Genomic DNA, 24,394 nt, shown 5'->3' on the forward strand with positions numbered 1-24,394 from the left:
TCCGGGCTTGGAAGATCAAGCCCGGTTTTCTTTTTCTTTCTTCTTCGGCTCCCCTCGCTGAGGTGAGCTGTCGAACGAAGTGAGACTGAGTGGAACCAGTGGGGGTTACTTGCCCCACTTGGCCTTCATGGCCTCGAAGATCTCGCGGTCGGTCGGGTGGTTCTCCATGTTCATGATGACGTACACGTCCTTCTCCCATTCGGGGTAGGTGAAGTCGCGCAGCCACTGGAAGTAGTGCGGTCCGTCGCCCACGCAGCGCAGGTAGCCCATGAGCTGTTCGGCCACCCAGGCGGACTGCTTGATGTCCGTCAGGCAGTCGTTGCGCCAGAAGCCGGCCCACTTGCCGTGCTCGCGGTCGCGCATCGCATGGTCGCCGGCGGTGAACTCGTCGGACGCCAGACCCGCGTCGTAGAAGGCGTGCTGCCAGTCCTCCTCGTATCCGGCGAGCAGGGCATCGCACACGTGCACGGAAGCGGCCACGCAGTGCTCGTAGATGCCGACCTCCACGCCGATGGAATCGCGGATGAGTTCGGCAGCGTCCTCCTCGCCGCGCAGTTCGGCTGAGATGGCGGCGAGCTCCACCTTGTCGGCGAGGTCGGCGTACCGTTCGACGGCCGGGGCGATGAGTCCGCGGTAGAACTCGATCTGCTCCTTGAGGTTCCTGCCGTCGTGCATCCAGCGCAGATCCTCGGCCGAGGCCTTGTTGTCGCGCAGCCACTGGGTGATGAGCATGCGCGGCACATGGTTGAAGTACTGCTCGCCGGCGTGGTCATCCCAGTTCGGACCGTACTGCACGGCGTCCTTCCAGTACTCCTCGTACAGGTCGAACACGGCGTCCACGTTGTCCTCGCCGTAGTAGTCGGCGATGTACTGCTTGGCCACCTTCTCGAAGTCGATGGTGCCTTCGCGCCAGATCGCGGCGATGAAGTTGAGGAAGTAGACGTGCGGCTTGACGTTGGAGGCGTTGACGATCCACACGTCGTCACCGCCGTTGACGATCACGTCCTCCAGCTCCTTGGCCACGAGCCTCGGGTCGTTGGTGATGTCGGTGGTGTGGTTGGCGGCCTGCAGGTCATAGAAGCTGGCATGGTAATAGATGCCGTTGTCGCCGTCGTTGGTGGGCATGGCGGGCACGCGCGGGTTGTTGTTCTCCTGACGGCGGGAGACCATGCGGCCGAAACCGTTGTCGGCCCAGATCTTGGCCACCTGCTTGGGGTAGGTCAGGACTCCGGCGCGGTAGAGCTCCATGGCCTCGCCGTACAGGTAGATGCAGCACTGGGCGCCCGGATCGGACTCCTGCACCAGGTCGTACTGGCGCTGGATGATCTCGGAGAGCAGCTTGCCGCGGGCCTCGTCGGTGGCGTAGCGCGGGTCGGCGTTCCAGAACGGCTGGTCGCCCTGGCCGCGGAAGCCGAGGGTCCACACGGTGCGCTTGCCCTTCTGGGCCTCGATGGCCTCGCGCCACAGCGCCTCGAACTTCGGCTCCTCCTCGGGCCACTTGGGCTGCACGCCCGGGTAGGCGGCGGCGAACATACGTGCGCCGAGCGGGCAGGCGTGGTGCTGGTTGATATAGAAGCCCATGTCCTGCGCGAGCTTCAGGTGCGGCTCGCCGCGCTGGCCGGAGCCGGGGATCACCATGTTGCCGCCGAGGCGGTACACGGTCTCGAAGGCCAGACGCCACGGCTTGTCCTTGTCGTTGTCGACCTGCCAGTCCTCCAGCAGCACCTCGTCGTTGATGAAGAAGCCCTTGTACTTGACGGCGGTCGGCTTCGAGGTGAGCGCGAAGTCGTCGGCCACTTCGATGGCGGGCACCGGGGTGAAACGCTGGTCGTTCCAGAACCAGAAGTCCTTGACGCCGAGCACCTCGCGGCTGACGGCGTACAGACCGTAGATGAAGCCGAAGTCGTCGCCGGCGTGGATCTCCAGATTGCCGTCGGAGACGCGCACCTCCCAGGTCTCGGGGTTGTGCGGACCCTCGACGAGCACGATGTCGGCGCCGGGCTGCTCGGACGGCGATACCGTGGCTTTGAGGTCGCGCTCGATGTCCTCGACCGCGTACGAGACGGCCTTGGACGGGACCGCACCCGTGACCTTGGTGGCGGCCGTGATGGAAATAGACATGGTTCCTCCAGGTGAACTTGTCCGTTTGCTGTATTTGCTGCGATTCCGGGCGCTTCCACGCTCCCCGCATCGCTGACATGATTCATGTTCGTCCATCGCGACCGGCCCGTTGCGGTTGTTGCCAAAGGTTGCCATAATGTTGTCAGCTCCGCCGATCCACGTCTCGCCGACTTCGACCGGCAACCGGCGGAACGTCCCGAGGAGGCGGCCATGGCACAGGCCAAGCACAAGGCGACCATCTACGACATAGCCAAGGAAGCGGGCGTAAGTCCCTCGACGGTCTCCCGCGCGCTGAGCCAGCCGGGCAGGATCTCGGCCAAGACGGAGTTCCGCATCCGGCGCATCGCCGAACAGCTCGGCTATCTGGCTTCGGACGACGACTCGTCGGACAGCCCGCTGCCGGCCACCGGCATGATCGCGGCCATCGTACCCACGCTGACCAACGTCCTGTACGCCACTGCCATCAACGCCATGCAGCGACGGCTCGAATCCAAGGGCTATGGTCTCATCGCCTTGGACACCGACCAGAAACCGGCGGTCGAGCGTAAGGCCATGTCCTATGTGATGCGCAACGTGGATGGTGTGGCGCTGCTTTCCTCACGGCTGAGCGAGCCGGATATCCGCCGTATCACGCTGGTCCGGCCGGTCATCCTGCTCAATCGCGCCATCCCCGGGCTTTCCAGCGTCACGGTGGATGTGGCGCATGCCATCGACGACGCCGTTCACGCACTCAAGGAGGCCGGCCACTCCTCCATCACCTACCTGGCGGGACCGGCCAGCTCATGGGCGAACGAGTACCGTCGCCGCTGCATCCGAGCCGCCGCGTTCCGTTATGACATGACCTATCGCGTGGTACGAGAATGCGAGCCGAGCGTCGCCGGCGGAGGCAAGGCCGCGGAACAATATCTCATTCGTCCCACGGATGCCGTGTTCGCCTTCAACGACGCGGTGGCGGCCGGCTTCATCGCCGCGGCCAGACGCAATGGGCTGCGCGTGCCCGAGGACGTCTCGGTGATCGGCTTCGATAACACGGAGATGTCCTCGCTGCTCTCCCCCACGCTGAGCACCATCGATATGAAGGCCGCGCAGATGGCCGTGCGCGCCGCGGACGCACTGGTCTCCGCCGTGCGCAATCCGGAAGGCAATCGCCCCGAGCCCATAACATTGACCGCAGAATTCCTGCAGCGCGATTCGGTGAACGGTCACAAGCGGTCCACGATGAAGATCGGCCCGTACGCGGAGATCAGGCGTTCGAGCGACAGCATCGTGCTCACCATGCTGTCCAACGCCTTCAACGAGACGATGCCGCGCATCAACGAATTCATGCGCACCCACCCGCACATCATCATCGATCCCATCGAGGGGCGCACGCAGGAGAATACGCTGTCCCTGTACTGGGAGCGTGTGATCAACCACCGTTCCGTGCCGGACATCATCAACGTGGAACGCACCGCATTGCCGCAGCTGGCCGCATCGGGCGCCCTGCAGGACCTGTCAGGGCCGGACATCGAGCGGGAGCTTGGCGCGAAGGTGGACCGCGCGGCATGGCAGTCGGCCCATTACGCCGGCCGGTTGTATGGCATTCCCGGCGACCAGTCGCAGACCGCCATGTTCTACCGGGCCGACCTGTTCCGCCATTACGGGCTCGAAGTGCCGCAGACGTGGGACGAATTCTATGAGGAGGGCGTGGCGCTGCATGCACGTAACCCGCAGCGCTACATGGGCGTCCTTGACACCACGGATGTGCAGCATTACCTCTCGTTCTTCCGTTCGGCCAGCGTGAGGCCGTGGACGGTTGAGGACGATTCGACCATCACCTTCCATATGCGCGACGATCTGGTACGGTCCGTGGCCGAGTTCATCCAGCAGTGCATCGACGACGGCGCACTCAGGGCGGAACCGATGTGGGACAACCGGTACATGCGCGCCGAGTCCGGCACCTATCTGACGGTGACGTATGCGAACTGGCTGGGCAAGATTCTCGCCGCCTCCTATCCGGCGGACAAGGGGCTGTGGAAGGTGACGCTGCCTCCCGCGTTCTCCGATCCGAGCCGGGTGTCCACGGCCGAGATCGGCGGATCCACCATGGCAATCAGCGCCGGTTTACCACCCGCGCGTCTTCAGGCCGCGATGGCGTTCATCCGTTGGTTCCAGCTCGACCCGGTCTCCGTCGAACTGCGCGCGCCGGGCGGCGTGTCCGCAGCGGCCGGCTATGTGGAGGATCTGACGCGGCGCGGCACGGTGGACCCGTACTTCGATCAGCCGATATACGACGTGTATGCCAAATCCGCGGCATTGGTGAACCGGGATTGGGACAATCTGCCGTTCTTCAGCCAGCTCGACGCCGAGTTCGCCCGTCTGATCGCCCCCTCGCTACGCCCTGGCGGCCGCTCCCCGGACCTGTTCGACGAATGGGAGCGACGTCTCAAGATCTACGCCGTCTCCCAAGGCTTCACCGTGCGGTGACAAATCCGTAAAAACAAATCGGCTCCCCTCTTTGAGGGGAGCTGTCGAACGAAGTGAGACTGAGGGGAGCACCACGGAATATCCCGTCGCCCCCCCCCCAGTCAGCTTCGCTGACAGCTCCCCTCAGAGAGGGGAGCCTTCGCGGCGCATAGCCGCTCACCTCGCCTGTGGAGGCAAGCGACCTGCACCTAACAATGCATCACTTCTCGTTCTGGCCGTGGCACATCTTGTACTTACGACCGGAACCACACGGGCACGGGGCGTTCTTGCCGGTACCCGGGAAGGTACGGCCATCAGCCCACGGCACGCGGAGCTCCTCGCTCTTCGGACGCTTGTTGGCGGGGACCTTGCCTTCGGCGTGGCTGATCGGGGCCGGGCCGGAGATGGCGGAGGTCACTTCGCCGGCCTCGGAGGCCTTGGCGGATTCGGCGATGGCCTGCTTCTCCTCTTCGTCCTCTTCCTCGACCTCGCCGGAAGCGGCTTCGGCCTCGGATTCGCCGTCCTCGTCCGGACCGGCGGCCACGGTGGCGGCGGAGTCGGCGCCCTCGGAGGTGGCGGTGACGCCGGTGGCGGATTCGGCGGCATCGACCGCGGCATCCTCATCGGCGGTGGAGGCGGCCACCTGCTTGACGTCGATGTGGAACAGCAGCTGGACGGACTCCTCCTTGATGGCCTCGATCATGGAGTTGTACATCTGGTAGCCCTCGCGCTGGTACTCGACCAGCGGGTCGCGCTGGCCCATGCCGCGCAGGCCGATGCCGTCCTTGAGGTAATCCATCTCATAGAGGTGCTCACGCCACTTGCGGTCGAGCACGGCGAGCACCACGCGGCGCTCCAGGTCGCGCAGGCCGGATTCGCCGATGGTCTTCTCGAGCTCGGCGTACTTCTCCTTGGCGTCCGCGACGATCAGGTCGCGCACGGCCTCGACGGCCTTCTCGGACTTGAGACCTTCGGCGGCCTTCTTGGCGTCCTCCTCGGTGACCTTGGTGGGTACCACGGCGTTGAGGGCCTTGAACAGGCCTTCCCAATCCCAGTCCTTCGGCTTGTCGGAGCCGTTGTTGGCGCCCTTGATGTAGGACTCCACGGTGTCGGCGATGAAGCGCTCGATGTCCTCGTGGATGTCCTCGCCCTTCAGGACTGCCTGACGCTCGGAGTAGATGACGGTACGCTGCTTGTTCATCACGTCGTCGTACTTGAGCACGTTCTTGCGAATTTCGTAGTTGCGGGATTCGACGGCCTTCTGTGCGGTGCGCACGCCCTTGGTCACGGACTTGGCCTCGATGGGCTGGCCTTCCTCCATGCCCTTGGCCATGACCTGGGCCACGAGCTGGGTGTTGAACAGACGCATCAGATCGTCCTCGAGGGACAGGTAGAAGCGGGACTCACCCGGATCGCCCTGACGGCCGGAACGACCGCGCAGCTGGTTGTCGATACGGCGGGACTCGTGGCGCTCGGTGCCAAGCACGTACAGACCGCCGAGCTCCTTGACTTCCTCGTGCTCGTCCTTGACCTGGGCCTTGATCTCGTTGAGGGTGCCCGGCCAGCGCTTCTCGTACTCCTCCGGGGTGTCCTCCGGGGAGTAGCCCTCGGACTTGAGCTTGGCGTCCGCCAGGAACTCGACGTTGCCGCCGAGCATGATGTCGGTACCACGGCCGGCCATGTTGGTGGCCACGGTCACGGCACCCTTGCGGCCGGCGACGGCCACGACGGCGGCTTCCTTCTCATGCTGCTTGGCGTTGAGCACCTGGTGCGGGATCTTGGCCACGTCGAGCAGGGTGGAGACGACTTCGGAGCTTTCCACGGACGCGGTACCCAGCAGCACCGGCTGGCCCTTGGCGTGACGCTTGGCCACGTCCTTGACGATGGCGGCCAGCTTCTCCTTCTTGGTGCGGAAGATGAGGTCGTCCTGATCCTTGCGGATCATCGGGCGGTTGGTCGGAATCGGCAGCACGCCCAGCTTGTAGGTGTTCATGAACTCGGCGGCCTCGGTCTCGGCCGTACCGGTCATGCCCGCGAGCTTGTCGTACATACGGAAGTAGTTCTGCAGGGTGATGGTGGCGAAGGTCTGGTTCTCGGCCTTGACCTCCACGCCTTCCTTGGCCTCGATGGCCTGGTGCAGACCCTCGTTGTAGCGGCGGCCCGGCAGGATACGGCCGGTGTGCTCGTCGACGATGAGGACCTCGCCGTGGGTGACGACGTAGTCCTTGTCGCGCAGGAACAGTTCCTTGGCCTTGATGGCGTTGTTGAGATAACCGATCAGGGCGGTGTTGGCCGGCTCGTACAGGTTGTCGATGCCGAGGAAGTCCTCGACCTTGGTGATGCCCGGATCCAGGATGCCGACGACCTTCTTCTTCTCGTCGACCTCGTAGTCCTCGTCGCGGGTGAGCTTGAGGACCAGCTTGGCGAACTGGCGGTACCAGCGGGTCACGTCGCCCTCGGCCGGGCCGGAGATGATAAGCGGGGTACGGGCCTCATCGATGAGGATGGAATCGACCTCATCCACGATGGCGTAGTGGTGGCCGCGCTGCACCAGGTCGGCCTTCTCCCAGGCCATGTTGTCGCGCAGGTAGTCGAAGCCGAACTCGTTGTTGGTGCCGTAGGTGATGTCCGCGTTGTACTGCTTGCGGCGCTCCGGCGGCTTCTGCTCGGTGATGATGCAGCCGACGGACATGCCCAGGAAGCGGTAGATGCGGCCCATGAGCTCGCTCTGGTAGCTGGCCAGGTAGTCGTTGACGGTGACCACATGCACGCCCTTGCCCTCGAGGGCGTTGAGGTAGCTCGGCAGGGTGGCCACAAGGGTCTTGCCTTCACCGGTCTTCATTTCGGCGATGTTGCCCCAGTGCAGGGCGGCGCCGCCCATGAGCTGCACGTCGAAGTGGCGCTGGCCCAGGGTGCGCTTGGAGACCTCGCGCACGGTGGCGAACGCCTCGGGCATGATGTCGTCCAGGCTCTTGCCGTTCTCGAGCTGCTGCTTGAACTTCGGGGTCTGCGCCTTGAGTTCCTCGTCGGAGAGGGCGGAGATCTCGTCCTCGAGCGCGTTCACGGCCTTAGCCACGTTCTCCAGCTTCTTGAGCTGGTGGCCCTCGCCCATACGCAGGGCCTTGTCAATAATATCGACCACTGGGTTTCTCCCTTGATTGGTTTCGGTGGTGTCCGCGTACCACGATACCGTCCGGGAGCGTCAGTCGCCGCGTTTTTCGACCATATTACGAAAAATGGGTCGCTCCCCTCGTTTGGGAAGCGACCCATTCATCAGCTATCGATGGTTATCCGGCCTCTGCGGCCGTCGGCATCAGTCCTTCTTGACGTTCTCCGGGGTATCGATCTCGAAGACGCCGTAGCTCCAGCCGTGACGGTGGTAGACCACGGACGGACGGCCGGTCTCCTTGTTGACGAACAGGAAGAAGTCGTGTCCGATCAGCTCCATCTCGTACAGCGCCTCGTCGATGCTCATCGGCTCGGCGATGTGCAGCTTGCGGCGGATGACGATCGGGGTGTCCCCAACCTGGACCTCCACGGATTCGCCGGGGCCGAGATCGGAAGCCACGGCGGCCTCCGGGCTGTTGTTCGGCTCTTCCTCGACCTCTTCGACCTCGGGTTCCGGAGCGGCCACGCCCAGATCCACCGGCACCGGGTTCGTGTAGCCGCGGCGGTGATCCTTGCGGCGGTCACGGGTGCGGCGCAGACGAAGGGTCAGCTTGTCCAGCGCCATATCCAGCGCGCTGAACTCGTCCGTGCTGGAGGCCTCGGCGCGCACCACGGTGCGGCCGGCGATAACGGTGATTTCCACGCGCTTGGCGGTATCGGCCTGGCGCGGGTTGCCCTCATGGGTCAGCACGATCTGCGCGCGCTGTGCGTCCGGGGCGATAGCGGTCACACGATTCATCTTGGTCTCGACGACATCACGGAACCTCTGCTTAACCTGCGTGTGGCGTCCGGTAACGACGATTTCCATGTTGACCTCCTATATGACTCAAGCGGTTTGGCCCGCTATATGCGTCCCGTACAGCATCATTACCGTGCGGGTAAGTTTCATTGTAGACGAACAATGGGTGAATCCTCGGCAACTCGCCCAGAGAAAACTCTTTCTTTCCCGACACGGTTCCGAAACATGCCACGACGTAGCCTGATGGGTCGATTTGTTTTCCCTAGAGGAAAGCCTTATACTTTCCTGTAAGGAAAATAAAATGATCCCGATTGACCAGCTGCCAACGATGACGGGTCTCGGATCAATGGAAAGGAAACCGCGATGAAGCGTTCTATTCCCAATGACGCGCACAAGGTCACCCATGCATCGCCCGGAACCGGCACGCCCATGGTCCTCCCCGACGCGACGGCTCCATTGACGTCCAATGAGGCTGCCCAGATCCTGAGCGACATCGAACGCGACCGTTCGTCATTGGCGTCCCGTCTGTCTCCTCCGCGATGGCTGTACCCGACAATCGCGCTGCTCGTGGCCTTCGATGTGCTGGGTTTCCAGATCAGCAGCGCGTTCGATTCCTGGACGAGCAACCGTCTTGCGGCGCTCCGGGATACGTACGATGCGGCAATCAGCCAGGCCTCATACCGGAACATCCCGGCCGGGGAAATCGATGACCATTTTCAGCCGTTGATTGATGAGATGCTGAGGTACGGCCTGTACAGCCAATGGTGCGCATGGCTATGCCTGGCCATTGATCTGATCTGCCTCGTCGTGGCCTATCAGATGATGCGCTGGCTGGCCAATATGCAAGGGGCGAACGACCGACGCAGCATCGGCATTCCTCTGCTGTGGCCCTGGTTCCTCACCTTCGGGGTGCGGCCGATGAATGTGCGGATGCATGTGCTGCATGCCGCGATGTATGTCATGCTCATTGCCTATGTGGGCTCGCTCGTTTATCTGAATTGGAGCGGCGACGACCCGTTCCGCACCGCATGGTGGACCATGGTGGCCACTTTGCTATGGTCGGTGTTCTTCGTGGCGAGCGAGACCCGTTACGACCGTCTTGCGTCTCAGGCGTTGGCGAAGATATAGCCATGCCATCGAGGAAGTCAAAGCAGGCACCGGTCGAACCGCGTTTCGACCCGGTGATTCACGAACCGATGCGGCTGCGCATCTGCGGCATCCTCGCCACAGTGGACGAGCTCCAGTTCGCCGCGATCAGGGACACATTGGGCATGAACGACGCGGCCTGCTCCAAACATCTGAAGACGCTCGCCGATTGCGGGTACGTCTCCGTGTCCAAACGGGAGGCGGACGACAGCCGCCACATGGTGCGATGGTATGCGATGACGCCGGCCGGACGTGCCGCATTCGACGCTCATCTCGCCGAGATCAAGCGCATCGCCGCCGGCATCGTCGATTAGCCGATGCTGTAGGCTCTGTTAAACCAAGATTGACATACCCCTTATTGGCTCCCCTTGTCAGGGGAGCTGGCGGCGAAGCCGACTGAGGGGTAGTCCAAGGGAGTTCACGTCAATCTTGGTTTAACAGAGCCTACAGAAAACCTCCCGGAATCATCGGAAGAGGCGGAATAGCGATGCATCGAACGAGAGGAATCGCAAAGAAGAAAAGAAAATGAGACCTCTTATACCCCGGGTTCTGTCGTCTGCAGCGCGAACGCCGCAGACGGATGGCCATCCATCTCGACCTGACGTCGCCGTCAGGCTCTAGCAGCCTACCCGATGGCATGGGCGAGCAGCCCTTACCGCCATCTGCTTGGCCTTGCTCCCGATGAGGCTTGCCATGCGGCCCACTGTTACCAGAGGCCCGGTGGTCTCTTACACCGCCGTTTCACCCTTACCCGTCGAGGACGGGCGGTCTGTTCTCTGCTGCGCTATCTCTCAGGTCACCCTGGGCGGACGTTATCCGCCATCGTGCTCTGCGGAGCCCGGAAGTTCCTCAGCCGATCCCAATGAAGATCACGGCCGCGGCCATCAAGAGGTCTCAAGCCGACAATTATACATAGGGCATGGAAAACGAACCCATTACCCCGGCAGGACACACAGGAGACAAGGAAAGCCGGCAGCGCCCCCAGCAGTTCAGTTGAGAAGTTCCGCGGCCACGCGACGGAGGGTTTCGGGACTGTGCCCTTTCCGCCCGCCGGCCGACCAGAAACGCCGTTGGCGTACCTGACGGTCAAGCCCTTTCGTCTTACGCGCCACCCGGCGGCCGAGCTCCCATGCCGCGTCCTCGAACACACCCCGCCGTTCGGCCTCGTCAGCCACCTGCTGCGCCAATGCACGGTCCACACCCTTGCGGGAAAGCTCCATCACGGCGCCGCGACGACCCATCATACGGCCGGCGCAGACCCGAATCACCGATTCGGCGTAGTCCTCGTCGTTCAGCAGCCGCACCGCAATCAGACGTTCGATGACGCACTCAACCGTATCCTCGGCATATCCCTTGCCCAGCAAACGGTCTCGCAATGCGCCGGACGAACGTGGCGCGGCATCCAACAGCCTCAATGCCGCGTCACGGCAGGAATCCTCGTCGTCAGCGTCATCCAAATCATCGGTGTCATGAGCGGCACCCGTCACCGGCCATCGACCGCTTGTTCCGCGATCGGCAGCCGACTCGCCATCAACGGATTCGAACCGTCGTTCCCCGGTAGCTTCAACGGGCGCACCCTCGAACATCCGCATGCGGGACGAGGTATCCGCCCGGTCATCAACACAATCCTGCGGAGCAATCGCGACCGGATTGCTCCGCAGGAACGCTTCGGCATCAATCATTATCAGGCCTGATCCGCGGCATCCTTGGCGGGCGCGGTCTTCGCAGACTTGGCCTGCTGCTTGGCTGCCGCAGCCTTGCTGTCCTTGGCGATGTCGGCGGCTGCGGCCTCGCTGGCGGCTGCGGCCGCGGTGGCTTCCTCATCCTCGGCGAACTGGTCGGAGGGGGCGATGAGGCCGAATTCGGCCTTGACCTTGTTCTCGATCTCCTCGGTGATGGCCGGGTTGTCCTTGAGGAACTGGCGCACCTTCTCGCGGCCTTGGCCGAGCTGGTCGCCTTCGTAGGTGAACCAGGAGCCGGATTTCTTGACCACGCCGACCTGCTGGGCCATGTCGATGACCGAACCTTCACGGGAGATGCCCTCGCCGTAGAGCATGTCGAATTCGGCGGACTTGAAGGGCGGGGCCATCTTGTTCTTGACCACCTTGACGCGGGTGCGGTTGCCCACCGCCTCGTCGCCGTTCTTGATGGTCTGGATGCGGCGGATGTCCATGCGCACGGAGGCATAGAACTTCAGGGCCTTACCACCGGTGGTGGTTTCCGGGCTGCCGAAGAACACGCCGATCTTCTCACGCAGCTGGTTGATGAAGATGGCGGTGGTGCCGGCCTGAGCCAAGGCTCCGGTCATCTTACGCAGGGCCTGGCTCATAAGCCGGGCCTGCAGACCCACGTGGCTGTCTCCCATGTCGCCTTCGATTTCGGCCTTGGGCACCAGTGCGGCCACCGAGTCGATGACGATGACGTCCAGCGCACCGGAACGGATGAGCATGTCGGCGATCTCCAGTGCCTGCTCACCGTTGTCCGGCTGGGAGACGATAAGCGAATCGGTGTCCACGCCGAGCTTGCGGGCGTAGGCCGGATCCAGGGCGTGTTCGGCATCGATGTACGCGGCCACGCCGCCTTTCCTTTGGGCGTTGGCCACCACGTGCAGGGCCAGCGTGGTCTTACCGGAGGATTCGGGACCGTAGATCTCCACGATGCGGCCCTTGGGCAGGCCGCCGATGCCGAGTGCCATATCAAGGGCGAGCGAGCCGGTGGAAATCACCTCCACGTTCTGTTCGGGCCGGTCGCCCAGCCTCATTGCGGAGCCTTTGCCGAAGCTTTTTTCCACCTGCGCCAGCGCGGTGTCCAGCGCGGCCTTGCGCTTGGGATCGATCTCGTGCTTGGCGGGGGCTGCCGGCTCCTTGGCCGTCTTGGTCTCAACTGCCATGATTTCTCCTTGTCGAAGTCGTGTGCGGACAGGTCACCTTCACCGTATGGCCGCATGTCGGAGACCGGACGCCGGACACGGTCCGGTGGTTCCAGCTTGTTCGGCGGTGTCACGCGGATTCGATTGGAACCGCGTGAGCCTTGCCGTTACGGTGTCAGCGAGGCATTCCACCGCACACCGGCGTGGCTGCCTGTCACTGGGGATAACTATAACCCCACAGGCGAACATTTGTTCGATTATGACGGATCTCGCAGCGAAGCAAGGCCCATGAACGCCGGAATCACAACCGACACGCTGATACGCCCGTACGGCACCGGCCGATTACGACAATCGACGATCTATCTCACGTGACTCAAGCCGCGGGCATGGGCGGCGCGTTGTGATCACTACCCCATCGCTTGGAATCCGGAATCTCCATCTGGTCGCACAGCACGTTCCACACCACGCGGGGCTCCTCCCCCGCATCCAACGCTTCGACGACGGTCATGTTCGCCAGTTTGGGCATACGCTGATCGTGCGCAATCGACCGCCCGTAGGTGCGGCCGAACACTTCCTCGAGCAGCTGCCAGAATTCCCGTTCACGCATACCCGCCAGTCTGCCACCACCCGGCGGACAGGCCTTCGGTCACAATCGGCATAAGAAAAAGCCCGCCGAGCCACAATGGCAAGGCGGGCTTGATATCAACTCAATCACTACGCCACAGGCGCCGATCAGGCAGCCTGCACGGAATCGAGGTAATCGGCCACCATGCGCAGCATCTGCGCGGTGGACACGCCGAGCGAGTCGGCGATCGAGCTCAGCAGTTCGGAGCTGGCCTCCTTCTGGCCACGCTCCACCTCGGACAGGTAACCGAGCGACACACCGGCCTTCTCGGACACCTCACGCAGCGTGCGGTGGTCACGTGTGCGCAGATCGCGCAGGACATGGCCGATCGCGCCACGCAGCGACACCTCGCGCGGTTCCTCCGCCACGGGAGCCGATGCGACGGCCGCATGCTGCGGTTTATACGAGGCATCCTCCTCCTGCCACATGCGGTCACGCGCGGCCTGACGCTCGTCCTTGGCCTTCTTGGCGGCCTGGGCCTTGAGCACCTGCTGCTGGGCGAACATCACCGCACGGCGCTGCGCCGGGGTCAGTTCACGCATACGGGCCATGCCCGGCTGCACAGCCATAGGCTTCCTGGCGGCCGTTTCCATCTGCTCGTTCATACGGGTCATTGTTTCGACTGTCATAGCCCCTCCAATAGTCGGTTCGTTATGTCCTACTGGATACAACACCACCCGCACCCGGTTTTATTCCTGAAAACTTGCTGTGAATAGACTCAAGTTTTGCTTGGCATGGTCAATCGTCGGCGCGCCGGCCGACTTCCGAATCGTTCGCCTCGCCGCGCGTGATGAACGGCATGCAGGCCAGTGCCGCGAGGAACAACGCCACGGCATAGACGAACATCCATCGGTATTCGCCCGCCATCTGCTGAATGAAGCCGAAGATGGTGGGGCTGATGGCCGCGCCGAACGAGGTGGCGAGGTAATAGTAAGAGGTCATGGCACCGGTGTGTTCCACGCCGCCGAGCTCGGTGATCCACGGCAGGGCGTTGACGATGACCAGGATCCAGAACACGCCGAACACGAACGCCAGATACGGCACCATGAACGGCCTGCCGACCCATGGCATCGGCGCGAACAGGAGCGCCGACAGCGCCAGCCCCGTACTCATGGTGACCTTGCGTCCGAACCGGCTGCCGATGAATCCGGCGGGGATGGCGAACGCCAGCATGCCCACCGCGTACCAGACCAAGTTGCCTCCCGCGGTACCGGCGTCCATGCCCAGGTCATGCGTGGCGTACAGCGTGAAATAGGTCTCCACGGCGTTGCCGCCCATGGTGTAGAGGAACAGAACCAGCAGGATGAGCGCGAAGCTGCGCCGTCCCTCCCCGTCCAGCTCCAGGCGGGGCGCCACGGCGGTCTTGAATTCCTTCCATGAGACGAACGGCAGCTGTGCACGTTCGCCGGGAGCCGTCACGAATTCCTCGTGTTCACGCACCAGATGCATGAGCGCGGTGATGGCGGCGACCATGATCACGGCACCGGCCACGAACGCGGCGGACATGCCGAACCGCTTGTACAGCAGGCTGCCGCCGGCCAGTGCGATCACGTTGCCGATGGAGCCCATGAAGTTGATGATGCCGTTGGCCTTGCTGCGCAGGCGCGAGTCGGTCACATCCGGCATCAGCGCCACGATGGGCGCGCGGGAGGTGGCCATGATCAGTGCATACGCGACGATGGAGGCCACGGTGAGCGGCACGTTCGGGGCCACGGAGATCAGTACCAGGAACAGCGCGCCGAGCGGTATGGAGACCAATGCGAACGGCAGTCGGCGGCCCCACCGGGTGCGCACCTTGTCCGAAAGGATGCCGAAGAGCGGCTGGATGGTGAAACCGCAGAAGTTGTCGATGCCCATGATCAGGCCCACCACGGCCGTGGGCAGCATGAGGTCCTTCAGCTTGAGCGGCACGTAGGCGTTGTACAGGGCCCAGGCCGCGGAGATGGCGAGGAAGCCAAAGCCGATGGAGAAGGTCTGCGCGTAGTCGAGTTTCGGTTTGGCCGATGCGGCTTCGCTGCCGGTGCCGGTGTTGTGGTTCTTCTGGGTCATTGCATTCACACCTTTGTTCTACTTGCCCGGAGGGCCGGCGTCATTGCCGGCCGGTGACGACGCGGTGAAGCGTCGGAAAACAGTGGAAGCGGACACAAGGCCCGCAAACGGCATCGAACGACCAGACGACCCGATGCGCATGGCCGTCACTGGCTGTCGCGGATTCCCAGTCGGTCGGCCAGGTGACGAAGTACGTTGAGCACGGTCGCGAGCCGCACCTCCTCGCGACTGCCGGTCAGGTGCAGTTCGAAGGCGCGCACCGAGCCGTTGGAGTCATTGCTGGAGCCGCCTTCGTCATCATCATCGGAAGCGCCGGATACAAGCGTGGCGGGCAGGTACAGGCCGATGTACACGAGTCCGGCGGGCTTGTCGCCGTCCGGTCCGGGACCGGCGACCCCGGTGGTGGACAGGCCTATGACGTTGCCCGCGTATTCCGGCTGGTCGTACAGTCGCGCGGTGGTGACGGCCATCTGACGGGCGACTTCGGGATGCACGGCGCCTTCGCGGGCCAGCAGTCCACGGTCCACGCCGAGGATGGAGGCCTTGGCTTTGATGTCGTAGGTGACGGCCGAACCGAGCAGTACGTTGGAGGCTCCGGGGATGCGAACGAAGGCGTCCGCGAGCAGGCCGCCGGTCAGGGATTCGGCGCAGGCGATTTTTGCGCCGTGTGCCTCGCAGGTTTTCAGGATGGCAGCGGCCAGCGCGTCGCAGGACTCGCGCAGGCTGGAGCTTTCGGTATCGGGAATGGTCATGGCGTGGCTCCTTAGTTGGCTACGGGGATATGTGTATATACGCAAATGGGGCGCGGCAATGATGTGCCGCACCCCATGATCAAGGTTTTCTTACACCAAAATCGGCATGAATCCTGTTGGATTACCCCTCAGTCGGCTTCGCCGCCAGCTCATCCGCACAAAAGGACGAACTTCGTTCGCGACCTGCCGGCTCGACTGTCGTCTCGCACATTGCCTGCAAACAGCTCCGCCGTTTGCTTCACGGCAATGTCCTTCAAGGGGAGCCAGGAAAGAAGCCTCAGGCGGTCTTCTTGGAGCCGATGAACGTGTTGTACAGGTACACGCCGCCGGAGTAGAGGCACAGCACGAGCGCCACGTAGATCACGGCATAGGTCAGGAAGTAGTAGGCGGTGAGCCAGAACGGCGTGGTCTGGCCGGCCTCCAGGGACCAGAACGGCAGCAGCAGCATAGACAGGCCGACGCACTGGAACACGGTCTTGAGCTTGCCGGGCCAGGCGGCGGCGATGACCTTGCCGCCCGGGCGTTCCATGACGAAGAAGCGCATCACGGTGATGCCGATCTCACGCACGAGGAACAGGGCCACCACGACCCAACCCCAGATGACGTTGCCGAATTCATGGAAGGCGGCGGCCACGATCAGTGCACCGCAGGTGAGCAGCTTGTCCGCGATCGGGTCCATGAGCTTGCCCATTTCGGTGACCTGGTTGTACTTGCGGGCCATCCAGCCGTCGATCTTATCGGTGCAGGCGGCGATGATGAACAGCACGCCGGCCACCCAACGCAGGGTGAGGTTCTCGGCACCCCACGCGCCGGCCATGATGTCGAGCACGAGGAAGATGATCACCAGCACGATGCGGGAGTAGGTGACGAGGTTCGGCGGGGCGTTCCATCCGTCGAAAATGGACGGTTTGGACGATGACTGCTTGTCCACGGTGTTTTCACTCATAGTGTTCACGTTACCCCCACACTTCTACCTTGGGTGAACGCAGGCTGGGAATCGTCTTGGGAACCGCGGGAAAATCATTCCCCGCCGAGTTCGCCCTGGCTGGGTGCGGAGGGTTCGAGCGAGCTGGTCTCGCCGCGGATGAAAGCGAGCACCTGCGGCAGGTCCTGCGGCTGGACGAGCACCTCACGGGCCTTCGAGCCCTCGGACGGGCCTACCACGCCGCGGGTTTCCAGGAGGTCCATGAGGCGGCCGGCCTTGGCGAAGCCGACCCTCAACTTGCGCTGCAGCATGGAGGTGGAGCCGAATTGCGAGGTGACCACAAGCTCGGCGGCCTGCAGCAGCACGTCCATGTCGTCGCCGATCTCCTCGTCGATATCCTGACTGTCCTTCTTCTCGGCGTCCTTGGCCATCTGCTCGATGTCCTCGCGGTACTTGGGCTTGCGTTGGGTGCGCACGAACTCCACGGCCTTGCGGATCTCGGATTCGGAGACCCACGAGCCTTGCACGCGGATCGGCTTGGCGGAGCCCATCGGCAGGAACAGGGCGTCGCCCTGGCCGATCAGCGTCTCGGCGCCGGTGGTGTCGAGGATGACTCGGGAATCGGTGGCCGAGGAGGTGGCGAACGCGAGGCGGGACGGGATGTTCGCCTTAATCAGGCCCGTCACCACGTCCACGGACGGGCGCTGGGTGGCGAGCACCAAGTGCACGCCTGCGGCTCGCGCGAGCTGGGTGATGCGCTGGATGGAGCTTTCCACGTCGTTCTTGGCCACCATCATGAGGTCGGCCATCTCGTCGACCACCACGAGGATGTATGGATACGGCGCCACCTTGCGCTTGGAGCCGAGGGGCGCGTGCACCTTGCCGGCGCGCACGGCCTCGTTGAAGTCCTTGACGTGGCGGAATCCGAAGTATTCGAGGTCGGAGTAGCGGGCGTCCATCTCCTTGACCACCCATTCGAGGGCTTGCGCGGCCTTCTTCGGGTCGGTGATGATCGGAGTCAGCAGGTGCGGGATGCCGGCGTACGCGGACAGTTCCACGCGCTTGGGGTCCACCATGATCAGGCGCACCTGTTCGGGCGTGGCGCGCATGATGATCGAGGTGAGCATCGAGTTGATGAAGCTGGACTTGCCGGAACCGGTGGCGCCGGCCACCAAGAGATGCGGCATCTTCGTCAGGTCGGCGGTTACGAAGTGGCCCTCCACGTCCTTGCCGATGCCGCTGAGCATCGGGTTCGGATCGTTCATGGCCTTGTCGGAGCGCAGCACGTCGCCCAGGTGCACGATCTCACGATCCTCGTTCGGGATTTCGATGCCGATGGCGGATTTGCCGGGAATCGGCGAAAGGATGCGCACGTCCGAACTGGCCACCGCGTAGGCGATGTTGCGCTGCAGGTTGGTGACCTTCTCCACCTTGACGCCGGGGCCGAGCTCCACCTCGTACTGGGTCACGGAGGGGCCGCGCAGGAAGCCGACCACCTTGGCGTCCACGTTGAACTGTTCGAACGTGGAGGTGAGCGCGCGAATCACACGGTCGTTGGCCGGGGTGCGCATGGCGTGCGGCTGGCCCTTGGCCAGGAGGTTCAGGTCAGGCAGCTGGTAGGGACGGCTGGCGTCGTCGTCCGGGTCGGTCCCGTCCGCTTCTCCCCCGGCCGGGGCGTCGGCGCGGGGCACTCCCTGGCCGACCCCGCTGCCGTCCGCGTCCGCACCGGCATAGGCTCCGGTGGCACCGCCGACGACGGTGACGCGCGTGGCGTCGTCATCATCGTCCGTAACGCCCGGAGCGGCAGGTTCCCCGCCACTCACCACGGACGGTACGACAGTGCCCGCCGCCTGGGCCGCACTGGGCGCCCATGGGTCGTCCGGCAACGCACCGCCCGGCATGGCGACCGTCGAGCCGCCGGAGACGACGCGCGGACGGACCGCAGGCTCCACCGGGGCAGGCTCGCTCACATGGGGGCGTCCGTCATAGGCGGAGGATGCGATGGTGCGACCGACCGATGGCCCGTCGCCGCTGGAGACGGTACGGGCCACACCATCGACCACCGGGGTCTCCGCAGTGGCACCGTGACGGCTGGCTGCCGTATCGAACGGATCATCGGCGGCGTACCGGTCGAGGCGGGAGTCGCCGTCGTCCTTGGACTTGCGGCCGAACAGCTTGGTAAGGAAGCCGAACATGCCCTCGGACTGCTGGCCGTCTTCGGGCTCCTCGTCGGTGCCGTCGTGCGCGGGCACGCCGTCGGCGAAGGAAAGCGTGCCATCCCCCACACGCACCTCGTTCGGGAACTGGCTGTGTTCGGTGTCGCCATCCTCCCCCTTGGACTTCGAGGAGAACGGCTTACCCTGGATCTTGGCGGCGAGCGCACGGGCATTGTCCGGCAGATCGGTGACGTGAGTGCCGGTGATCAGGAGCAGCGAGAACAGCGCCACGATAACGAACACGATGATGGCGAACGCATTGGAAAGGCCCCACGCCAATGGCGAGCCGAGGAAGAAGCCGAACAGGCCGCCGGCGGACTGCAGCACGGTGATGTCGAACTGGGTGTGGTCGGCGGCGAGAGCCACGTCGATGATCGAGCAGATGGACCACAGCAGCAACACCCAGCCAGTGACCACGCGGGGGTTGTTGGATCCATGGCCGGAGTTGCGCATGAGGCGGATGGCCACGCCCGCGAGCAGGACCGGCAGGATCACGCTCATCACGCCGAGGACGCCGGATGCGATGGCGTGCAGGAGTTGGCCGAACGCGCCGTGCACGCGGAACCATTCGGAGGCACAGAAGAGCACGGCGAGCACGAGCATCACGAAGCACAGGCCGTCGCGGCGGTAGACGGGATCGTATTCGCCCACGCCGGAGACCGCCCGCACGCCCGAGCCGAGGGCGCGTGGCACGGCAAGGAGGACCTTCTTCCAAACGGGTTCGAAGTCAAGGTCGGGCTGGACTTTGGTTTCGCCGTCGTGAGGGTCGTCGCCGCCACGTGTTTTGCGGGATTTGGTGTTGTCTGAGGATGCTGTTCGTGCCATAGCGCATCCGATTCTACTAGGACGGGCGTTCATGGCCGCCGTTTGGCCGGTGCGGGCGCGGCGGGCGTGCTTCTGGGTGCGGATATGGGCTGCTCTGCGGCCGTCATGCCTTATCATGGGTTGCATGACACCCGCAGAGCGTGCGAGCGCAGTCGCATTTGCACTCAAGAACTGCGCATTGGAGGCGATGATGCCCGGCGAGGCGACGTTGCGCGCCGCGGTGGCCTACGAGCAGGGCATTGAAGACGTAAGCCATCTCATCGACGTGGCCGATGAACAGACCGCCATGCGATTGCATGTGGCGGAAGGCAAGGGCGGAGATCGCCTGTCGGACGGCAGTCTGGACGACCATGCCACGGACCGGGCGGATGCGGTGTTCGCACGCACGGTGCTGCTGGCCGAACGCCGGTGGAACCCGTCGGGCGACCTGGACGAGCTGGTGGCCATTCACAAGGGCCTGTTCGAGGGCGTGTTCGATGACGCGGGCAAATTGCGCACCGCGAGCACCACGCGCGAGGTGACGAACGACCGTGCCCTGGCGGCCAATCCGGAGGCGTTCTTCCCCGCGGTGCTCATCGAGACCGGCGCGTTGAACATCGCCACCGAGCTGGCGGACAAGCGCAACCTGCATGCGATGGACCGGGACGTGTTCGTGCATGCGTTCTCGGTGATCTACGACGAACTGGGCTATCTGCATCCGTTCCGCGGCGGCAACGCGATGGTGCTGCGCATCTTCGGCTCACGGCTGGCGCATGACGCCGGTTGGGATCTCGATTGGGGCGAGGTGACGCGCGAGGCGTACCGCACGGCCAAGCACACGGCGTATCGCGGTGATCTGAGCGCGTTCGAGCGTCTGTTCGATGGGATGCTGCGGCCGGCGAACCCGACGCGCGTGTTTCTGATCGCCGGCTGGGATCAGGGTCCGGCGCACTGATTGTTCTTCGGGGCCTCTTCGGGCCTTTTAGGGCTCCCCTCAGTCGGCTTTCGCCGCCAGCTCCCCTCAGAGAGGAGAGCCATGACATCAGCGATTCCACACGAGCACAGGAGTTCCTCAACTCCCTCGGGGAGGGGAGCCAATCAATATCTATCGCCGCTTACGCTTCAATGTCGCCGAGGTGGTGCTGCACGTATTCGTCGGCGTGGGCGTCGATGGGATCGTAGTCGCCGGCGTCCGCGTGGGCGATGATGGCCATGGCGTTGTCCACGAGCTTCGGGTTCAGGGCCTGCAGCCAGTGGATGCGCGGGTCGCGGCCGAACCATCCCATCTGCTTGCGGGCCAGCCGCTTGGTCTTCTGCGCGATGTCCGCGAAGGCGTCGTATTCATCCCAGATGCCGTCCAGCAGGTCGATGATCTGCTGGTAGCCGAGCGCGCGCACGGCCGTGGCGCCCAGATGCGGGCGCAGTCGTTCGACCTCCTCGACGAAACCGTTGGTCATCATCTGCTTGGTGCGGATGTCGATGCGTCGGTCCAGGTCGGCGCGATCCAGGTCAAGGCCGATCTGGACGGAGGGGATCACGTAACGGTAGCGCGGCAGGCTTGCGGAATACGGCTTGCCGGTCAGTTCGATGACCTCGAGCGCGCGGATGGTGCGACGCGGATTGCGCGGGTCCATACGGGCGGCGGCCTTGGGATCCTTGGCCCTGAGCTCGTCGAACAGGGCTCCGGCACCTTCGGCCTTCTCGCGTTCCTCCAGACGGCCTCGGACTTCGGGATCGGTGCCGGGGAAGGTGATGTCGTCGATGGCGGCGCGGGCGTACAGACCGGAGCCGCCCACCAGAATCGGACGGATGCCGCGCGACTGCAGGTCGGCGATGGTCTCGCGGGCGAGCTGCTGGAAGCGCGCCACGCTCATCGTGTCCTCGGGATCGATGATGTCGATGAGGTGGTGGGGTACGGCGGCCTGCTCTTCGGCGGTGGGTTTGGCGGTGCCGATGTCCATGCCGCGGTACATCTGGTAGGCGTCCGCGTTGACGATTTCGGCCCGCTCCCCCTGTTCGGCCAGGCGGCGGGCGATGGCGATGCCCAGTCCGGTCTTGCCGGATGCGGTGGGGCCGACGATGGATACGACGCGCTGAGTCACTTCTATTCCTCCCAACATGACTCCCCTTAAGTCCGCCCATACGGCGGCCGGCTCCCCTCAAGACCCTCAAGACCCTCAAGGAGGGGAGCCGAGAATACTTTCAGTGGCGCACGGAGTAGGTCTGTCCGGCGGCGGGATCGGGGTCGGCGAGCAGGTTGTGTCGGCCGGCGTGGGTCACGGTCACGGTCACGAAGTCGCCAATCTCCGGCACCGGATAGCCTTCCGGCACGCCGATGTGAACCAGCACGCCGGTCTTCTCGCGGCCGGTCACGCGGTGTGTGTCACCATCCTTCTTGCCGATCTTGCCGGTGATCATCACCTCGACGTCACGGCCTTCGAACGTGGCGAGGTTCTCCTCGGTGATCTGCTCCTGCAAGGCCACCAAACGGTCGAACCGCTCCTGCACGATGTCGCGCGGAATCTGCGGCATGGATGCGGCCGGCGTGCCGGGGCGCGGCGAGTAGATGAACATGAACGCCGAGGAGAAACGGGCCTCGCGCACCACGTCCAGCGTGGCCTGGAAGTCCTCCTCGGTCTCCCCCGGGAAGCCCACGATGATGTCCGTGGAGATCTGCGCGTCCGGCATGGCCTTGCGGATACGGCCGAGGATGTCGAGGAACTTGGCGGAACGGTAGGAACGGCGCATCGCGCGCAGGATGCGGTCGGAACCGGACTGCAGCGGGAAATGCAGCTGGTGCATGATGTTCGGGGTCTCGGCCATCGCGGCGATCACGTCGTCGGTGAAGGCGGCCGGATGCGGCGAGGTGAAGCGCACGCGCTCCAGTCCTTCGATCTCGCCGCAGGCGCGCAGCAGCTTGCTGAAGGCGTACCGGTCGCCGATGCCGTAGCCGAACGAGTTCACGTTCTGGCCGAGCAGCGTGACCTCCTTGGCACCGTCCGCCACGCACTGTCGAATCTCGGCGAGGATGTCGCCGGGGCGGCGGTCCTTCTCTTTGCCGCGGGTGGTGGGCACGATGCAGAACGTGCAGGTGTTGTTGCAACCCACGGAGATGGCCACCCAGGAGCTCACGCGGGACGCGCGGGCGGCGGGCAGCTGGCTCGGAAACTCCTCAAGCTGGTCGGCCACGCGCACCTGCGGCTTGTTGGTCAGACGGTTCTGTTCGAGAAGCTTGGGCAGGTCCTCGATGTTCTTGGTGCCGAACACGGCCGCCACCCACGGCTTGCGTTTGGCGATGGTTTCGCGGTCGAGCTGGGCCATGCAGCCGCCCACGGCGATCTGCAGGTTCGGGCGCTGCAGCTTGATGCGGTTGAACAGGCCAATGGTGCCGTACATGCGTTCGGCGGCGTTCTCGCGCACCGCGCAGGTGTTGAGCACGATGACATCGAAGTCGTGGCTGTCAATCTGCTCCTGGGTGGCCGGCACGTATCCGTTGGCCTCAAGCACGCCGGCGATGCGCTCGGAATCGTGCACGTTCATCTGGCATCCGAGCGTGTGGATGTGGAACACGCCCTTGCCGCGGTCCCCCACGGCCGGCATGGGGTCGGGGCCGTCGGCGGTAATCGAGGCGCGCTCCGCCTCGGTCATCATGTCTTCGTTCATAAGGCGGCATTGTATAGGCGGGGTTCGTCATGGGCGGCGCGGAGCTGCACGCGCCGCCGTGGACAGAGTCCGTACATCTTGAGGAGATTGTCCGGCGACGTTCAGGTTCGCCTGCTTCCGACGGGTAATATTGGTGGCCGTGATACTTGACCGACATAATCGACTCAACACCGCCGACATGAACGCGCGTCTGAAGATGCTGGATCTGCCGGGCGGACGATTCAACGCAGACGACATCACCGAATTCATCGACATCATGCAGGTCTATGAGGGTGCGATGTACGAGATCAGCACCAAGTTGGAGATCCTCGACGATGAGTTCCAGGTGCGGTTCAGCCACGACCCCATCCACCACATGGAACGCCGGTTGAAGTCGGTGAATTCCATCATCGGCAAGCTGGAGCGCAAGGGCCTGCCCGTCACGGTGAACGCCATCAAAGACAACCTGTTCGACGTGGCCGGCATCCGTGTGATCTGCAACTACCGGGACGACGTGTACTCCGTATCCAACTACCTGTCCTCGCAGTCCGACATCCAGGTGCTGCGCGTCAAGGACTACATCAAGAACCCCAAGCAGAACGGCTACCGTTCGCTGCACGTGATCTACGCGGTGCCGGTGTTCCTCTCCTCGGGCGCGCACTACACGCCGGTGGAGGTGCAGTTCCGCACCATCGCCATGGACTACTGGGCCTCACTCGAGCATGCGCTGCGCTATAAGGCCGATCTGCCGGACAACAAGCTCAACGAGCATTCGCAGACGCTGCTCGACTGCGCGCGTTCGCTGCAAAACATCGAGGTGCAGATGCAGAACATCCACCGCGACATCAACGGCGCGCCACAGGTGGGCGAAGCGCCGAAGACCTCGGACTGAT

At 63.9% G+C, this 24,394-nt stretch carries 19 protein-coding genes and 1 other RNA gene; 5 read left to right on the top strand and 15 right to left on the bottom strand.

The features are described from left to right. Positions 1-105: 105 nt before the first annotated feature. A complete protein-coding gene (locus tag DF196_RS08240; RefSeq protein ID WP_158276299.1) occupies positions 106-2,121 on the bottom strand; it encodes a glycosyl hydrolase 115 family protein in 2,016 nt (671 codons plus the stop codon). 210 nt (positions 2,122-2,331) lie between these two features. On the opposite strand from DF196_RS08240, the gene DF196_RS13280 reads away from it, so the two are divergent. Then, positions 2,332-4,587, top strand: a complete 2,256-nt coding sequence (locus DF196_RS13280; protein ID WP_158276300.1) for an extracellular solute-binding protein — start codon at positions 2,332-2,334, stop codon at positions 4,585-4,587. A 199-nt stretch (positions 4,588-4,786) separates the two neighbouring features. On the opposite strand, the gene secA is transcribed toward DF196_RS13280, so the two are convergent. Beyond that, entirely contained in the window at positions 4,787-7,708 is a 2,922-nt protein-coding gene (secA, locus tag DF196_RS08260; protein WP_109057374.1) for a preprotein translocase subunit SecA, read from the bottom strand. A gap of 171 nt (positions 7,709-7,879) precedes the next feature. Next, positions 7,880-8,542 (bottom strand): ribosome hibernation-promoting factor, HPF/YfiA family, encoded by a 663-nt coding sequence (hpf, locus tag DF196_RS08265; protein ID WP_109057375.1) that lies wholly within the window; start codon positions 8,540-8,542, stop codon positions 7,880-7,882. A gap of 294 nt (positions 8,543-8,836) precedes the next feature. Between hpf and DF196_RS08270 the strand changes: the two genes are divergently transcribed. After that, positions 8,837-9,601, top strand: coding sequence for a hypothetical protein (locus DF196_RS08270; RefSeq protein WP_109057376.1), 765 nt, complete (start codon positions 8,837-8,839; stop codon positions 9,599-9,601). Between the two features lie 2 nt (positions 9,602-9,603). Further along, complete coding sequence (locus tag DF196_RS08275; RefSeq protein ID WP_170115018.1) at positions 9,604-9,933, top strand: transcriptional regulator; 330 nt, start codon at positions 9,604-9,606, stop codon at positions 9,931-9,933. 208 nt (positions 9,934-10,141) lie between these two features. Here DF196_RS08275 and rnpB read toward each other — a convergent pair. From rnpB to DF196_RS08320, 10 genes are all read right to left on the bottom strand, one after another. Beyond that, positions 10,142-10,516: RNase P RNA component class A (gene rnpB, locus DF196_RS08280), an RNA gene on the bottom strand. 92 nt (positions 10,517-10,608) lie between these two features. Then, positions 10,609-11,301 carry a regulatory protein RecX gene (locus DF196_RS08285; RefSeq protein WP_421728467.1) on the bottom strand — a complete coding sequence of 231 codons (693 nt, stop codon included), beginning with the start codon at positions 11,299-11,301 and terminating at the stop codon, positions 10,609-10,611. Positions 11,302-11,303: 2 nt separating this feature from the next. Continuing rightward, entirely contained in the window at positions 11,304-12,509 is a 1,206-nt protein-coding gene (gene recA / locus DF196_RS08290; RefSeq protein ID WP_109057377.1) for a recombinase RecA, read from the bottom strand. Beyond that, positions 12,499-12,588 carry a hypothetical protein gene (locus tag DF196_RS14260; RefSeq protein WP_476538338.1) on the bottom strand — a complete coding sequence of 30 codons (90 nt, stop codon included), beginning with the start codon at positions 12,586-12,588 and terminating at the stop codon, positions 12,499-12,501. Before DF196_RS14260 ends, recA begins: the two co-directional genes overlap by 11 nt. A gap of 273 nt (positions 12,589-12,861) precedes the next feature. Continuing rightward, the gene (locus tag DF196_RS08295; RefSeq protein ID WP_109057378.1) at positions 12,862-13,095 is read right to left on the bottom strand and encodes a DUF3046 domain-containing protein; all 234 of its coding nucleotides are present in this window, start codon (positions 13,093-13,095) and stop codon (positions 12,862-12,864) included. Positions 13,096-13,220: 125 nt separating this feature from the next. Continuing rightward, the gene (locus tag DF196_RS08300; RefSeq protein ID WP_109057379.1) at positions 13,221-13,742 is read right to left on the bottom strand and encodes a helix-turn-helix domain-containing protein; all 522 of its coding nucleotides are present in this window, start codon (positions 13,740-13,742) and stop codon (positions 13,221-13,223) included. 109 nt (positions 13,743-13,851) lie between these two features. Beyond that, positions 13,852-15,162 carry an MFS transporter gene (locus DF196_RS08305; RefSeq protein ID WP_109057380.1) on the bottom strand — a complete coding sequence of 437 codons (1,311 nt, stop codon included), beginning with the start codon at positions 15,160-15,162 and terminating at the stop codon, positions 13,852-13,854. A 146-nt stretch (positions 15,163-15,308) separates the two neighbouring features. Continuing rightward, positions 15,309-15,884 carry a CinA family protein gene (locus DF196_RS08310; RefSeq protein WP_109057395.1) on the bottom strand — a complete coding sequence of 192 codons (576 nt, stop codon included), beginning with the start codon at positions 15,882-15,884 and terminating at the stop codon, positions 15,309-15,311. Positions 15,885-16,191: 307 nt separating this feature from the next. Beyond that, positions 16,192-16,860: a CDP-diacylglycerol--glycerol-3-phosphate 3-phosphatidyltransferase gene (gene pgsA / locus DF196_RS08315; RefSeq protein ID WP_170115020.1), complete on the bottom strand. Its 669-nt coding sequence runs from the start codon at positions 16,858-16,860 to the stop codon at positions 16,192-16,194. A gap of 74 nt (positions 16,861-16,934) precedes the next feature. Beyond that, entirely contained in the window at positions 16,935-19,880 is a 2,946-nt protein-coding gene (locus DF196_RS08320; RefSeq protein ID WP_109057382.1) for an FtsK/SpoIIIE family DNA translocase, read from the bottom strand. Between the two features lie 187 nt (positions 19,881-20,067). On the opposite strand from DF196_RS08320, the gene DF196_RS08325 reads away from it, so the two are divergent. Continuing rightward, positions 20,068-20,814 (top strand): Fic/DOC family protein, encoded by a 747-nt coding sequence (locus tag DF196_RS08325; RefSeq protein WP_241519657.1) that lies wholly within the window; start codon positions 20,068-20,070, stop codon positions 20,812-20,814. A gap of 160 nt (positions 20,815-20,974) precedes the next feature. On the opposite strand, the gene miaA is transcribed toward DF196_RS08325, so the two are convergent. Both miaA and miaB read right to left on the bottom strand, forming a co-directional pair. After that, positions 20,975-21,961 (bottom strand): tRNA (adenosine(37)-N6)-dimethylallyltransferase MiaA, encoded by a 987-nt coding sequence (gene miaA / locus DF196_RS08330; RefSeq protein ID WP_109057384.1) that lies wholly within the window; start codon positions 21,959-21,961, stop codon positions 20,975-20,977. Positions 21,962-22,061: 100 nt separating this feature from the next. Beyond that, positions 22,062-23,522, bottom strand: a complete 1,461-nt coding sequence (miaB, locus tag DF196_RS08335; protein WP_170115022.1) for a tRNA (N6-isopentenyl adenosine(37)-C2)-methylthiotransferase MiaB — start codon at positions 23,520-23,522, stop codon at positions 22,062-22,064. 178 nt (positions 23,523-23,700) lie between these two features. Here miaB and DF196_RS08340 point away from each other — a divergent pair, with 178 nt between their 5' ends. Further along, positions 23,701-24,393, top strand: coding sequence for a GTP pyrophosphokinase (locus DF196_RS08340; RefSeq protein WP_170115024.1), 693 nt, complete (start codon positions 23,701-23,703; stop codon positions 24,391-24,393). Position 24,394 lies beyond the last annotated feature (1 nt).

Source organism: Bifidobacterium callitrichidarum (assembly GCF_003129905.1).
In the GTDB taxonomy this organism is placed as follows: domain Bacteria; phylum Actinomycetota; class Actinomycetes; order Actinomycetales; family Bifidobacteriaceae; genus Bifidobacterium; species Bifidobacterium callitrichidarum.